Origin of the sequence: Nonomuraea marmarensis (assembly GCF_043197025.1) — a bacterium.
GTDB classification, from domain to species: Bacteria; Actinomycetota; Actinomycetes; order Streptosporangiales; family Streptosporangiaceae; genus Nonomuraea; species Nonomuraea marmarensis.
Genome location: NZ_JBICRM010000061.1, coordinates 14,144 through 28,578, shown reverse-complemented (window position 1 = coordinate 28,578; position 14,435 = coordinate 14,144). Strand labels below are relative to the sequence as shown.

Genomic DNA, 14,435 nt, shown 5'->3' with positions numbered 1-14,435 from the left:
GCGAGTCCTTCCGGATGAAACAGGCACGAACCAGGACACCAGCACGCCTGATCAAGAAGTAGTCAACTACGAAGAGGCGGGGACTTCTACATGGCCACCAGCGGCGACACGCACTTGGCCGTTGACAAGGACTTACGGGCGGGGACCGCTAAGGCCCAGCGCAGGCTGGATGCCGTTAGGAACTGCTCGCTGAGAGATCTTCGAGCAAGCGAACCAGCGCGCGGACTGGCGTACCAGTTGCCCCGCTGGAGAGGTAGCCGCGAGGTGACCCTGAATGGTAACTGGGACCCGCGATGTCGAGGTGTGCCCACGACGTGCCCTCGGTGACGAACCGGGACAGGAACATCCCCCCAAGGAGCATGCCGCCAGCCGTGTCAGGGTGCCAGTTGGCCAGGTCGGCGACGCTGGATTCGAGCTGGCTCCCGATGTCCTCCGGCAGCGGCATGGGCCAGATCGGCTCGCCGGTGTGCCGACCGGCGGCGGCGAGTCGGCCGGTCAACTTCTCGTCTCCCATAGCCCCGCAGGTACGGTGTCCGAGCGCGACCCGCTGCGCGCCGGTCAGGCTAGCCACACACAGCACGTAGTCCGGCCGGTCCTCGCAGGCTCGGGCGAGCCCGTCGGCGAGTATGAGCCGGCCCTCCGCGTCGGTGTTGTGCACCTCCACGTGTAGACCGTTGCGCATCCGAAGGATGTCACCGGGCCGATAGGCCGAACCGCCGGGCATGTTCTCGACCATCGGTAGATACGCCGTGATCGTCAACGGGACGTTCAGCCGTGCCGCCGCGGTGACGGTGGCGAGGACACTGGCCGCACCCACCATGTCCTTTTTCTGGTTCTCTAACCCGTCGCGGGGTTTCAGGGTCAGTCCGCCGGAGTCGAAGGTGACCCCCTTACCGACGAGCGCCATCGTGGCCACCGGGTCCGGCGGTCGCCAGGACAGGCACACCATCCGTGGCGGATGCACCGATCCGGCACCCACCGCAAGAATGCCGCCGTACCCGCCTTCGACGAGCGCCGCGTTGTCGAGAAGCTCGCCGTCCAGGCCCGCCTCGCGGGAGGTGGCCAGGGCCAAGTCGGCGAACGAGGCCGGATGGAGTTCGCTTGCCGGCATGTTTACCAGGTCCCTGGTCAGATGCACCGCTTCCGCCAGTAGCCGGCCGCGATCCGCGGCTGGGGTCAACATGGCGATCCGTGCCTCGGGGACGAGCAGGACGACCTCCCGTATGGAGGGGCGGCGGTCTACATCGCGTCGGTACCGGTCAAACTGATAGCCGCCCAAAAGCGCACCCTCGACGACGGCCTGCCCGTCCTCCTCTGTGGCTGAGCCGTTGACTAGGCCGAGCGTTAGTCCCACTCGGCCACGTCCGCGGAGCGCCCGCACCGCGGCACTGGCGACCCGGCGCAGGATTTCCGGATCGAATCGACCGGCATCGTTCGGCCGACCGAGCCCCGCTGCGACCACCAACGGTACCGAGCTGCCCGGGTCGGCTGGCACGAGCGTGATCTCTTCCGGCGCTCCAGTAGCACCGAGGAGGTCGAGCAATTGGCGGAGCCGACCGTTGCACGCCGCGTCCGCGGTGTCCCAGCCAGGCGCCGGTTCCGCCCCGTTCGGGCCTGCGGCGACACCGATGACCAGCGCATCAAGGTCGGCCGTGTCCAGCGCGGCCAGGGTCAGGTGAGTCATGACCGGATTCCTGCCGTCGCTCCGACTGCGGTTCGACCAGATTGCCCGGCATCGACAGCTACCAATGCGGCTTCGGTGATTGTGAGCGCCTCGTCGATCTCGGCTGCGGTCACCGTCAGCGGTGGCGCGAACCGCAGAGTATTGCCTTCGCGGATTCCGGGCCGCAGGCCGCCGACGATCAGGCCACGTTCCAGGCACGCCAGCGAGACGACTGCGGCGAGCTCAGGCGCTTCCTCGACCCCGTCAATTATCTCCAGGCCAGCGATCAGACCGAGGCCGCGCGCCTCCCCGACGATCTGGTGCCGTGTCGCCAAGCGCTGCAGTCCGTCGGCCAGCCGCTGGCCCATCCGTTCGGCGTTTCGCACTAGGTCCTCCTCCTGTATGACATCCAGATTCGCGAGCGCCACCGCGCACTGAAACGGGTCGCCCTGATGCGAGGCGGCCTGGATGAACCCACGCTGAAGGGCGGCTTCTGCTACTGCGCCGGTAGTGATGATCGCGGCAGTCGGCACACCGCCACCCAGTGCCTTCGAGATCACCACGATGTCGGGAACGATGCCGGCGTGTTCGAAGGCGAACCAACGCCCGGTACGCCCCAACCCGGTCAGGGCCTCGTCGGCGATCAGCAGCGCGTCGCGCTCATCGCAGAATTGCCGTACGGCCTTGGCCCAGTCCGGCGGCACCGGGATGACGCCACCCGCACCAAGGACGAACTCCACGATGACCGCGGCCGGTTCTCCTGATGTAGCCCGGTCAACCATTTCTATCGAATGCTTCCAGCAGCTCAGGTCGCAGGTTCCGCAGGTGAACGGGCAGCGGTAGGTGTACGGCGGGCTGATGAACCCAATGCCCGGCGGCTGTGGTCCCGCACCACGCCGCATTCGACGGGCCGAGGACGAGGCTCCGTACGCCGAAGCGGTGCGCCCATGGTAGCCGCGGGCCTGCGCCAACACCTCGAACCGGCCGGTCACCAGCTTCGCGATCCGCAACGCGGTCTCGTTGGCCTCCGAGCCGGTGCTACAGAAGAACGACATAGCGAGCGGGTCCGGAGCCAGGTCGGCCAGCCGCTCGGCGAGCAGGATGCGGGCCGGGTTGGTGAACCGGTTGCCAATCTGCATCAGGATGGCCGCCTGTTCGCCGGCGACCTGGGCGATCCTCGGGTGGGAATGGCCGGTGCTCATGCAGAATTGACCCGACTCGAAATCGAGGAAGCGTCGCCCGTGAACATCCCACACCTCGCACCTGCGGCCCTTTTCGAGCACAAGCGGCGGGGCGTATGGCGATTGCGCCACCACCTTCTGGTCGCGTTCCAACCAGTCCGTCGGCTCTGCAGAGGAGGTCATGATTGGAACGCTACGGATAGTCGCTGCCATTAGTCCAATGCAACAATATTATTATTCGATTGATAGTCTTAATGGATGGACACCGAACTCCTCGTGTCGTTCCTCGAAGTCGCCCAGCGCCTGCACTTTGGTCATGCCGCTCACCATCTCGGGCTGACACAGCCCGCGTTGAGTCAACAGATCCGCCGGCTAGAACGGCAGGTCGGCGCCGCGCTGCTGGAGCGCACCAGCCGCCAGGTCCGGCTTACCCCCGCGGGCGCGGCGTTCGTAATCCAGGCCCAGCGGATATTGGTCGATGTAGAGCGGGCCTTCGCGCAATGCCGTTCGATCAGCGCCGGTGGTATCGGCCACATCAGGATCGGATCCATCGGCGCCGCGCTCAACAGCGTCACGCCCGATTTCGTCCGCCACCTTCAGGAGCGCCTACCCGGTCTTACGCTGCAGCTCACCCAGCTGGACACGCCGCCGCAGTTGGCCGCTCTTCGGGCCGCCGAACTCGACCTCGGGGTTGTCCGCTCCGCTGGCCCCGCGAGTGGTATCCAGCTGGAAGATCTATTCTCCGAGCCAATGATGATCGCTCTGCCCTCGGACCACCGATTGGCGGAGGCGTCCATCCTGACCGGTGCCGATCTGCGCGACGAGCAGTTCATCCTCTGGCCGCGCACTACCAGCCCACTCTTCCATGACCAGGTCCTTGCCTACTGCCAGGCTGAGGGATTCGCGCCGCGCACAGCGATGGAGGGCAGAGACATCGAAAGCCAACTTGGTCTGGTCAGCGCCGGCATCGGTATTTCGCCCCAGCCCGCCTCGTTCGCCAACCTGGGGCGCAGCGGAGTCACCTTCAAACCGCTGCGGGACCCGCCGGTATCCACCGTCCAACTCGCGTGGCTGCGCGCTGCGCCCCCGCCGCACCTTGCGGACGCGATCGCTGCCGCGCACTATGCGACCCAACGGGCGCGTCCTAGGTAATTGCCGGAGCTAGAGCTTGCCCCACTCAGTCAAGAAGAGTGCCTGCGTGAGGGCCATGCGCTCAATCTCGGTTGGATCGACGCTCTCATTGGGAGCGTGGGTGATGCACTGCGGCTCCTCCACCCCCAGAAGGATAATCTCGGCGTCTGGGAATATGTATTAGGGCGGTCAGCGGGTCAGGAGCCGCACCACCGAAGTTGCTGGCATGTATCGGGCTGGCCAGCGTTTGCACTGTGACGATCAGGTTGATCATGCCGCGCAGGGTTGTCGTGTCTTCCATATTTATCGCGTGTCTCGCCAGCGAGACAAAGCCGGACGTGCTCGCAGCGTAATCGGGCATGTCCTCGGGCAATATAGTGTTGGCGATACGGGCATACCAGGCGGTCGCGTCGCTGAATCAGCCACCGTCGGTTCTCAGTCGGCGATGGCAGCTTACACACGGAAAGTGCCTCGAACTGGCATGGACTCTCGACAAGCCGTCTCAGCCAGTTCAGGGGCACTTTCGGGCGAGATTCGAGACTAACAGCAGGTTCCTGAGAGCGGACTTGATGATGCCCTTGACATGAACATATCGGAGCTCGCATTGGCGGACCCTGCCGACACGCCAAAGAGAACCAACACCGAGAACAGAATTACAAGCAGCTTGCGCATTCATGCCTCCAAAGATCGACCCGATGGCGAATACGACGACGATATCTCTGCTCATTGCTAGCGAAGCACGGTAAGGCGTGTCTGTGAAGTCCCAAGTGGTGACGACGAAGGCGCCGACGGCAGCGTCGGGCTCTCGGATTGCCTCGTCTTCTGGGCGAGTCGGAATGCCTGGACTTCAGCAACATCGTCAAAGGTCGGCTGGGGTGTGTCTCGTAGAGCTTGGCGCTAGAATGGGCGTAGATTATGTCACGTGGACTGAGGATCGGCTGAAGCGGCATGATCTGACCAGCGACGAGTGGGTCCGGCTCAGTCCACGTGAGATATCGAGCATGGTTCGATAGACGATCACCTGGAGTTTCCGGTGTCGGAGGCGCGGCAAGGGCGCCGCTGGGCTCGACTAGCACCAGATACGCCCGCTGGACCACTTGGTATCGCTACGCCACCCCGGCTATGCTCGCCTACGCAAACTCATGTTCCAGGCATTTGCAACCCTCTTGTCCGATCGAGCCGTAGATACAGGTCCAGTTCGGATCTGGGTCGCTGTTCGTCCATGAACCTGGGCTATGTCTCTGGTCCAGAATCTTCGTATTGTGCTTGTTATAACCTTCGCTCACGGACGGAGACCGCGATGACAAGCGAAAATCAAGCAATCGCCGGGCTCGGCGAGCGTGTCACCTACGACAGCCACGGCGAGATGATCGTAGGAAGGCTGTTCCCGGCGGCGTTCGGCGATGGCCAGGCTCCCGGGGTGGCGATCCTGGGGCCGATGACCTTCCAGAAGGAGCAACTGCCGGTGCAGTACGCCCGGCGCCTTGCCCAGTACGGGTTCACCGCCCTCATCTTCGACCCCCGTTACCGCGGAGAGAGCGGCGGCGAGCCGCGCTGTTATGAGAACCCGACCGCGAAGGTGGAGGACCTGAACGCGGCGGTGCGTCTTCTCGCCGGCCGCGCCGATGTCGATCCTTCCCGGCTGGCTGTGCTGGGCGCTTGCATGGGCAGTTCAAGTGCGATCTGCGCTGCCGTGGACAATCCGCTGGTTAAGGTTGTTGCGACGGTGGCTGGCCATTACCGGGACCATGCCACGGATGTGGCATGGCTGGGTGGTGAGGAAGCTGTCGCCGAGCGGCTCGCCCGTGGCCGGGAAGCAAAGGAGAAGTACGACGCGACCGGGGAGGTCGAATACGTTCCGGGCGTGGACTTCGCCCGGACCGATGTGGGCATGCCCGGCGAGCCGGTGTGGAGTTGGTACCAGCTATGGGCCGACCAGGGACTGTGGGAGAACCGGTACGCCGTGATGAGTGACGCCGCGTTGCTTCCGTTCGAGGGAATCAGCGCCGCGGCTCGCCTCACCAAGCCGTACCTGATGATTCACAGCGACGAGTCCGCGTTCCCCGACGCGGCCCGCCGCCACTTCGCTGTCGTTCCCACGCACGACAAGTACCTGCAGTGGGAGGCGCAGACTCGTCACCTTCAGTTCTACGACGATCCGCCGGTGATCGATCGGGCGGTCTTTGCCATCGCCGACTGGTTCTCTCGCCACCTTGGCCCAGGCGAGTCGTTGCGATCGTAACCGACCGACCTGGCCCGATCGTCCACCCCTTGGGGTATCACTTTAAGGGCCCTGCCAAGATTCCGGTGGTAACTAACCGTGGTGCTTCTGGGCGAGGAGTATCCGTTTTCGGAGCAGCGATAACCCGGCCTTGCCGTACGTCTGCCGCTTGAGGAGCTTGATCTTGTTGACGACGCCCTCGGTTGGCCCGTTGCTGTAGGGCAGGGCGAGCGCGGCGGCCACGGCGTCGTGGTCGATGAGCAGGCCTTCGGCGAAGGAGCGCAGCGCCGGAACCTGCTGGTCGGCGCGGTCCTTGTCGATCCAGGCGTGCGGTGTGCTCGTCGAGGTTGCCGTCGTGGTCGGCGGTGAGCAGGGCGGCGAAGGAGCGCACATGGTCGGCGACGGCCTGCAGTTCGGGGCAGCGTTTGAGGGTGTGGTCCACGGCGTGCTTGGCGGCGGCATACTTCTTGACGGTGTTGCGGGATAGGTGCAGCTTACGCATGATCTGTCCGTGCGAGGCGCCCTGGGCGAGCAGGGCGTGCACCGCTGCGTGCCGGGACCCGGTGCGCTGCGCGGTGGGGCCCTCGCCGCGGGCAGCGCCGTGATCGGGGTCGCTGAAGCAGGCACGATGCGCGATGGAGGTCTTCTCCACCGCCTCGACCAGGTTCTTCCAGACGGTACTGGTGGGCCCCCGAACGCGCGCTATTCAACCACATCAAGGGCTTTTACAACCCGCGCCCCCACTCCGCCAACGGGCAGCTCAGCCCGGCCGAATACGAACCCATCACCGCCGCCTCGTTCGGTACCGATCCGCGCGACTGCCTGGTCGTCGAGGACAGCCCCAACGGGGGTCAGCGCCGCGAAAGCCGCCGGCATGCCCGTCGTCGGCTACGCCGCCCTTACCCCTGCGAGCAGGCTCACCGGGGCCACAACGCTTATCACGCACCTGACCGGGAGCATCGACCACGTCGGCCACGGCCGTTGAACCGAGCCCTCAAGTTTCACGACGCCCGAGGAAGTCGAGCGTGGGCGGCGTAGTCGTCGACGTGCCGGGTGATGGTCTTGAGCGCCGCCCGGAGTTCGGGCGGCGCTTGGGGCTGATCGGCCGCGGCGAGCGGGACGAGTAACCGGTAATAGATTTTGGTGTAGAAGACGGCGATGCGCACGCCATCGTCGGTCAGGACGTATCGGTTGGAGCGTGGGAGTCGGCGGATCAGGCCGTTGAGGCGGAGCCGGCGCAGGTCGTAGGTCATCTGGCCCGCGCTGTAGCTGGTGGTACCGAGCAGTCCGGTCATTAAGACGCGCAGGTTCTTGTTGGTGAAGCCGGTTGCGGCGAGCAGCGTGTGGCACAGGGCGCCGGCCAGGGCCATGACCCGAGGATCGCCGAAGCGTAGCGCCGGGGTCCTCCGGCCCACCGTATCCACGGTGGGGTGGGCGATCCGCTCAAAGGCTGGACTCGCAAGGACGCAACCCTGGTCGGCACGTTCGACCTCTAGTATGCGCCGGTTGGCGGCGCGGGCCTTGGTATGGAGCTCTTCAAGGTTGGGCAGGCGGGCGTTCGCGAACACGTCTCCGCTGCCGACCCGCTTCCTGGACCGAGGCTGACCAGCACTACCAGACCATCCGCCTCGAGATGATGGTCCTCTTCACAGCCCCCGGTATCGCCTGCGGATAGCCAACATTTTGTCGATCGGGAAACGGTAAGCGCCTAGTCGAGGCTGACGCCGTCGGCCAGTACGAACGCGGCTATTGAGCGCAGCAGCCCGTCATAGGTACGTGGATCCCAGCTCGTGAGTTCGGTCCAGCGAGCCAGTCTGTAAGCGACGGTGTTCGTGTGCACGTGGAGCTGGCGCGCCGTCTCGGACATCGAGAAACGTGAGTCGGCGAAAGCGCGGACGGTCCGCGCGAGCTCCGGGTGCTGACGAGCTTGCGTGATGCCGGGCGTGAGCAGGTCCGTCAGCCGGTGCTCCGACGCCACCACCATGGCGCTCTGCCAGTCACGCTCGAAGTCGGCCACGCGGTTGGAGCGGCGGGCGACGGCTAGCGCTCGTTCGGCGTCGCCGAGGCTCAACGCTGCCCCGTGCAGACCTTGACGAGTCGCGCCGACACCGATGGCGACCTCGCCTAGCACGTCCTTCAGCATCCGAAGCAGCCGCTCCAAACCGCTGTCCTGGGCGAGTACAAGCAGAGCATCCCCACGCCGGACGGCGTGCTGCTGACTGCTGATCGCGCAAAGCCGCGTGTTGACGTTCGCCACAAGAGCCGAATCTCCCGCCTCGACGCTCGCGGCAAGCGCTCGAAATCGGCGCTGGGCGTGAAATCCGAGTGAATGGGCGATGGCGCGCACTTCATCCTCGTCGTGGCCACCTCCGAGCAGGCAGTCGAACAGGCGCTCCCGGCGGGCGCTGGTCTGTACCGCGCTCTGGCGGATCCGTTCGTGATACGCAGTACCGACGGCGTTTGTGACCTCGTGGACCCACTCCCAGATGGTCGCGGCCGCGGACAGCAGCAGATCGCGGACCTCCGGGGCATCAGAACGAGATTCGCGCAGCAGGTTGTTCCACAGTTCGCGATAGCCGACGACGAACGCCTGCAACAGCATATTGACGGCCAAGCCCTGGTCCGCCCGGCGGACTCCGAGTTCCCGCCGGATCTCCAGCTCCGCGGCCGTCGGGCCACGGCGCTCGGCGGTGCCACGCAGCATCATCACCACGTTGCTGCGCACCGACATCCTCAGATCCGCGGTGGAGACGGGCACCTCGGAACGGTATTCGGGAAGCTCCTCGCGGATGCGTGTGACGATCGCGTGCACGACCTGGTCAGAGCGTCGCCCGACGCGCCGGCAAAGTTCGGCTATCGCCTCCCATCCGACCGGGACGTCGAGGCTGCTCCAGTCCTCGACCAGCCAGTCGAGGTCCGGGATGCGCACGTCTACAGGACCCAACGCATGCCTCCGTCATGTGGCTTTTCCTAAAGCAGGGCCAGATTATTCCTGGATTTTGCCGTTGTCTGCTCGATCACACCAGCGGTTAGCTTGTCAAAAGCCCTATGCGGGGCACCAGGTTCGAATCGCCGGGGGTCTTCTGCGTTGAACACACTCTCTCGCTCACTGGCAGTGGCCTGCGCGTTTCTCGCGGTCTCGGGATCAGTAGCCGTCCAAGCCGTCCAAGCGAGCGGCGCGGACCCCGCCATCGGCGTCCTCGGCACGCCGTTCCCGAGTGAGCGCTGGACAGTCCCTGATCCGACCCAGCTCACGGGGCGCCGCGTCGCGTTGCCGAAACCGGACTGCGCCCGTCAGCCGAGCGGCTGCCGGGATGTCGCCGTTCTGAACCGGCTCGACGGGTTCAACCTGCAGCCGCGGCTGTCGATTCGGTTCACGGGGTCCATCGCCGTCTCTAGCGTGTCGAACTCCGATGTTTTCCTCGTACGCCTGCGGGGCGGGGACCGAAGCGGCTCCCGCGTGCTCGGGATCAATCAGATCGTCTGGGATCCGACGTCGAACACGCTTCACGCCGAGCCGGACCAGTTCCTTGACCAAGACTCCACCTATGCGCTCGTCGTCACCACAGACGTCCGAGATTCACACGGGCGGCGAATCGCCGGCGGTGGCTTCAGCGAATCGGACAAGCTCGGCGGAAGCGCGGGGTATGCGCCGGAGGGGACGGGCCGCGGCCGGGACGCCCTGCGCGGCGCACCGGCCTATCACAGGGAGCTCCTCAAAGCCCTTCCCATCGTGCGCCGCGCGGCGGGAGTCGATCCGACGCGGGTGGCTTCGGTCACGGTCTTCACCACCCAGTCGGTGACAGCGCTGATGGAGAAGATCCGCCGACAGCTCGACGCCGCCCCTCCTTCTCCCGCTCGCTTTGACATCGGGCCGGACGGTACGAGGGCGGTGTTCTCCTTCCCCACCGTTACGGGCATCTCGTTCAACCGGCAGCTGACCACGCACGAGCCCACCAGCCCAAGCCCCGTTCCGATCGCGGCGCTGAACAATTTCCCGGGCTCGGTCGGGAAACTCGCATTCGGCTCCTACCGATCACCCGATTACAGGACGGCGGCCGGCGTGATCCCCCAGGTGGGCACGAGAACGGGAACGCCGACGGTGCAATCGACGAACACCGTCTATTTCAATCTCGTGATCCCGAGCGGACCGAGGCCGGCAGGCGGCTGGCCAGTGGCGATCTTCGGTCACGGATTCGGCGACAGCAAGAACAATAGCCCGTACTTGGCCGCACCCGCGCTGGCCCATGCGGGTATCGCGATGATCGCGATCAACGTGGCCGGTCATGGGCTCGGCCCCGGTGGGACGCTCACCGTGAGCCGAGCCGACGGTGTGCCGGTGACCTTCAGCGCCGGGGGCCGAGCGGTCGACCAGGATGGCAACGGCGCCTTCGATTCGACGGAGGGGGTCAACGCGTCGCCGCCCGATACCCTGATCTTCAATCGCGACGGGCTCAATCAGACGACGATCGACCTGATGCGGCTCGTCCGGACGATCGAGGCAGGGGTCGATATCGACGGTGACGGCCGACCTGACCTCTCCCGCTCCAAGCCCTACTACTTCGGCCAGTCGTTCGGCGGAATCTACGGCACCGAGCTGCTGGGTTTGGACCCGCAGGTTCGCACCGGCGTCCTGAACGTCGGCGGCGGGCCGATCATCGAGATCGGCCGCCTCGCGCCCGTGTTCCGGCCGCTGATCGAGCAACGACTCACGGCACGGACGCCTTCGCTGCTGAACGGTGGCGTCGACGGCTTCACCGAGGACGTCCCGCTGAGGGACCAGCCCCCAGTCACGTCACCTGCGCCTGGATCGCTTCAGATCCAGACATTCCTCGACGACATGGAGTGGGCATCGCAATCCAGCAACCCGGTGGCGTGGGCTCCACACCTGCGCCTCGCTCCACTCGCGGGGATGTCGGCGAAGAACGTCATCGTCCAGTTCGCGCGGGGAGACAAGACGGTTCCGAATCCGACGACCAGCGCGGTGATTATGTCGGGTCACCTGGAGGATCGCACCACGCTCTTCCGCAACGATCTTGCCTTTGCCGCCGATCCAACGGTCCCCAAGGATCCCCACATCTTCCTGACCAGGTTGCCGCCACTCGCCGGCCCGTCGTCGCTCACGGCCCAGATCGCACGGCAGACACAGAACCAGATCGCGACGTTCTTCTTGAGCGACGGCGCCAAGATCATCGATCCCGACGGCGTCGGCCCGCTCTTCGAAACACCGATCCGGCCGCCCCTGCCGGAGAGTTTGGGCTTCATCCCATAGCCTCGCGCCGAGGATCTGGACGAGCACGAGTTGGAGCGGGCTCGGATCCGGATGGCGCACCTCCTTGGAGGTTGAGACCGGGGTTTCGCAGCGGCAGCCGATACTGGCCTTTGCCAGGTGAGCCGCAGCCGCTGTACGACCCGCAGCGCACCACCCTGACCGAGCGGCGGCGGGCGAAGGTGGCCGAGTTGGCGGCGCTGAACCGGGACGATGCCAAAGCGCTGCGGCTGGAGCGGGTCAGCGAACGCACCCTGGAACGGATGACCGCCCAGCGTGACGAGCGCGGTCTGATGGGGCTGGCCGATGGGCGCTGGACGCCACGGTTGCGCGAACTGCCGATCATCGAGGGCACGCTCATCCGGCTGACCGTCGACCCGCCTGCCAGGTGACGCCTGCCCCAAGCCGGTCTGGCTCTGGTCCTCGGCCACCGGCCTGTCCGCCGCTCAGATCGATCTGCTGTGGCAGGCGTTCCTGCGCAGCCCGTGGGAGAAGCCCGCCCTGCCCGGGCGGCTGACCCCGGCCCGGGTACGGCGGGGGTTCCGGAACATCCGCCCGGCACCCGTGCGCCCAAACCCGGCAAGCCCGGCCCTGGACGGCCGCGCGGCTCTCGCAACCGAAGCCGCGCTCCCCGCTATGACCTGGGGAAAGTCCACACACGACCGAAGTCCCTCACTGCCAAACGCGATCCCGAACCTTAAAGAACAAGCTAAGTCTCACCCCCGGTAGGCCATCATCTCGCGTACTTCACGCCTGAGGGGAGCCGGAGCACAAAGAGGGCGCCGCCCATGGGTGAATCCTCTACGTGGAGGGTGCCCTGATGCGCCACTGCTACGGCGCGAGCGATCGCCAGTCCAAGGCCGATGCCGCCATGGTGGCGGCTACGCGCGGTATCTAGTCGGACGAACGCGTCGAAGACGCCTTCGCGGTCGATTTCACGGATGCCTGTCCCGTCGTCGGCCACGGTCAGTTCGATGGTGTCGCCTTCCGAGTGGATCTCCACCTGAACTGCATGGCGTGCGTGTCGTTGTGCGTTGTCAAGCAGGTTGGCTACAAGCCGATGGACATCGGTACGGATTGCCCGGACTGTTACGTTGTGGTCGGAGCGCAAGCCGATCTCGACGTTGCCGGATTGCATGGAGATCTCGGCCCGTACCAGTTCAGCCAGGTCGACTGTCTCACGTTCCTCCGGCCTGCTCGAGCCCACCCGGGTCAGAAGGAGCAGGTCGCCGACGATCGCCTCGAGCCTTTCGACATCGCGCAATGTGCGCTCCAGGAGTTCGGCGAGATCCGTCTGATCGGGATGCAGTCGAGCCTCCTCCAACTCCACGCGCAGGCCGGCCAGCGGCGTGCGCATCTCGTGTGAGGCGCCCGCGGCGAACTGCCGTGCCCGTTCAAGGCCATCGATCATGTATTGTCGCGCAGGTTCGATCGCCTGGCACCGCGCGTCGTCGCCTTCGCGGGCTGCGCGCTGTGATGTGGACAAAGGTTCCGGGGTGCTCGCCGGTGGAGGAAGTGACTGCTCAGAGATGCGGAGGGCCGTGTAGGCATGCCAATTGCCGACCCCCGCTTGGCTAGCGTGGTCGTTGCTCATCTCGTTGGCCCCCTTTCGGATCATGGTTAGGCGGCGAGGCATCGTGCACGGCGGGCGCGTGAGCGTAGTCGATTTCATGATCGACTTCCTTTCCTCTGGTCGGTGGGTGCCGGTTGGTGAGTGGACTCCTCGGCCGGGTCTTCAGCGCTCCGTGTCGGGCCTCCGTCCCGTGTTCTCAGCACGGCCGCCACCACGCGTCTCAGGCGAATCGTCCGCGGCGGCGCGGACCGCCGAGTTGCCGCCCATGCACACGCCAAGCACTGCTAGACGGCCGGCGTCGACCTCGAGGCGACCGGCCAGGAAGACTACGGCCGCACGGGATCCGTCGCAGTGGTACAACCGCCCCACCATCCGTTTCGCCGCCGCTGGTCGCGTCGGCGCTGCATTGATATACTTGTCATAGATAAGGATGCTGCGCGGAATGGGCCACACGGTATGGCCCAAAGGTGGAAGATGGATATGGTCAGAGCGCTGACCGGCCTCCCACGCAAACCACGGCCGCTGCCGTCGGGCGAGACTCTGACCGCAGAGGACTATCGGCGCCTGGTCGGCGTGATGGAGATGACGGATCACGCGACCGACCTGGTGGACTTCCAGGAACGACTGCTACGGGCGCTGCAGGACTGGTTCGGGTTCTGCGGGGTTGCCGCCTTGCACGGCGATACAGTAGTCGATGCCCTCGAGTGCGGCTGTGGTGTCCTGAATGGGTACTCGGAGCAGTTCCTCGAGGAGTACGCGGCCGGATGGGTATCCTCGGATCCGTTCCGGAGCGAGCCCATTTTGGCTCGCATGATGACTCTCGGCGTGGCACGCATGAGCGACCTTCCCGGTGGCCGGGAATTTATCGACTCGTTTCTGCGTCGGCATGGAATCACGGATAAGGCCGCCATGGTGATCGACGCAGGCCCGGCAGGTGTCATCTATGTCGGGATGTCGGTTGAGAACGCGGCACGCGTGCCGGAACGCGATCTGGCCGTGCTGCGTGCCCTCCGTAGGCACCTTGCCCCACTCGCCGTGGAGCATCTGACCAGGGACCGGGAACAGCAGGCCGCTCGGGCCGCATGGCGGCTCACACCCCGAGAGTGGGAGGTGGCGGATCTGGTAGCGAAAGGCCTGACCAACCGGCAGATCGCTGAGAAACTGTTCATCAGCGTGGACACCGTCAAGAAGCACCTCAGCCGGGTGCTCGCCGAGACCGCGTGCACCAGCCGAACCCAGTTCGTCGCCCGGTACAGCGTTACACGATGACCAACGCCACGCCGTAACGCCCGAATAATCATTCACTATCGAGCAGATGGCTGGCCTGACCAGCCTCGCACGCCGGTGCACACTGCCGCTGGGCAAGATGCTGACCCGCGTCGCGATGCCTGCCTAAG

Annotated in this window: 11 protein-coding genes; 5 read left to right on the top strand and 6 right to left on the bottom strand. The window is 65.5% G+C overall.

Going from position 1 to position 14,435, the window contains the following annotated elements:
- Window positions 1–175: 175 nt before the first annotated feature.
- Complete coding sequence (locus tag ACFLIM_RS48080) at window positions 176–1,684, bottom strand: leucyl aminopeptidase (RefSeq protein ID WP_393177245.1); 1,509 nt, start codon at window positions 1,682–1,684, stop codon at window positions 176–178.
- A complete protein-coding gene (locus tag ACFLIM_RS48075; RefSeq protein WP_393177243.1) occupies window positions 1,681–3,027 on the bottom strand; it encodes an aspartate aminotransferase family protein in 1,347 nt (448 codons plus the stop codon). Before ACFLIM_RS48075 ends, ACFLIM_RS48080 begins: the two co-directional genes overlap by 4 nt.
- Before the next feature lie 75 nt (window positions 3,028–3,102).
- Here ACFLIM_RS48075 and ACFLIM_RS48070 point away from each other — a divergent pair, with 75 nt between their 5' ends.
- On the top strand, window positions 3,103–3,996 hold the full coding sequence (locus ACFLIM_RS48070; RefSeq protein WP_393177241.1) for a LysR family transcriptional regulator: 894 nt from the start codon (window positions 3,103–3,105) through the stop codon (window positions 3,994–3,996).
- A gap of 1,279 nt (window positions 3,997–5,275) precedes the next feature.
- Window positions 5,276–6,217 carry an alpha/beta hydrolase gene (locus tag ACFLIM_RS48065; RefSeq protein WP_393177239.1) on the top strand — a complete coding sequence of 314 codons (942 nt, stop codon included), beginning with the start codon at window positions 5,276–5,278 and terminating at the stop codon, window positions 6,215–6,217.
- A 72-nt stretch (window positions 6,218–6,289) separates the two neighbouring features.
- Here ACFLIM_RS48065 and ACFLIM_RS48060 read toward each other — a convergent pair whose 3' ends face one another.
- The 3 genes from ACFLIM_RS48060 to ACFLIM_RS48050 form a co-directional block, all read right to left on the bottom strand.
- Window positions 6,290–6,589, bottom strand: a complete 300-nt coding sequence (locus ACFLIM_RS48060; protein ID WP_393177237.1) for a transposase — start codon at window positions 6,587–6,589, stop codon at window positions 6,290–6,292.
- A gap of 608 nt (window positions 6,590–7,197) precedes the next feature.
- The gene (locus ACFLIM_RS48055) at window positions 7,198–7,764 is read right to left on the bottom strand and encodes a hypothetical protein (protein ID WP_393177235.1); all 567 of its coding nucleotides are present in this window, start codon (window positions 7,762–7,764) and stop codon (window positions 7,198–7,200) included.
- A 140-nt stretch (window positions 7,765–7,904) separates the two neighbouring features.
- Window positions 7,905–9,125: a PucR family transcriptional regulator gene (locus ACFLIM_RS48050; RefSeq protein WP_393177233.1), complete on the bottom strand. Its 1,221-nt coding sequence runs from the start codon at window positions 9,123–9,125 to the stop codon at window positions 7,905–7,907.
- A gap of 159 nt (window positions 9,126–9,284) precedes the next feature.
- Between ACFLIM_RS48050 and ACFLIM_RS48045 the strand changes: the two genes are divergently transcribed.
- Window positions 9,285–11,468 (top strand): alpha/beta hydrolase family protein, encoded by a 2,184-nt coding sequence (locus ACFLIM_RS48045; protein ID WP_393177231.1) that lies wholly within the window; start codon window positions 9,285–9,287, stop codon window positions 11,466–11,468.
- A gap of 110 nt (window positions 11,469–11,578) precedes the next feature.
- Window positions 11,579–11,857: a hypothetical protein gene (locus tag ACFLIM_RS48040; RefSeq protein WP_393177229.1), complete on the top strand. Its 279-nt coding sequence runs from the start codon at window positions 11,579–11,581 to the stop codon at window positions 11,855–11,857.
- Window positions 11,858–12,198: 341 nt separating this feature from the next.
- Here the strand turns inward: ACFLIM_RS48040 and ACFLIM_RS48035 are convergent, their stop codons facing one another.
- A complete protein-coding gene (locus ACFLIM_RS48035) occupies window positions 12,199–13,059 on the bottom strand; it encodes a sensor histidine kinase (RefSeq protein ID WP_393177227.1) in 861 nt (286 codons plus the stop codon).
- A 453-nt stretch (window positions 13,060–13,512) separates the two neighbouring features.
- On the opposite strand from ACFLIM_RS48035, the gene ACFLIM_RS48030 reads away from it, so the two are divergent.
- On the top strand, window positions 13,513–14,307 hold the full coding sequence (locus ACFLIM_RS48030; RefSeq protein WP_393177225.1) for a helix-turn-helix transcriptional regulator: 795 nt from the start codon (window positions 13,513–13,515) through the stop codon (window positions 14,305–14,307).
- The last annotated feature ends 128 nt before the right edge of the window (window positions 14,308–14,435 follow it).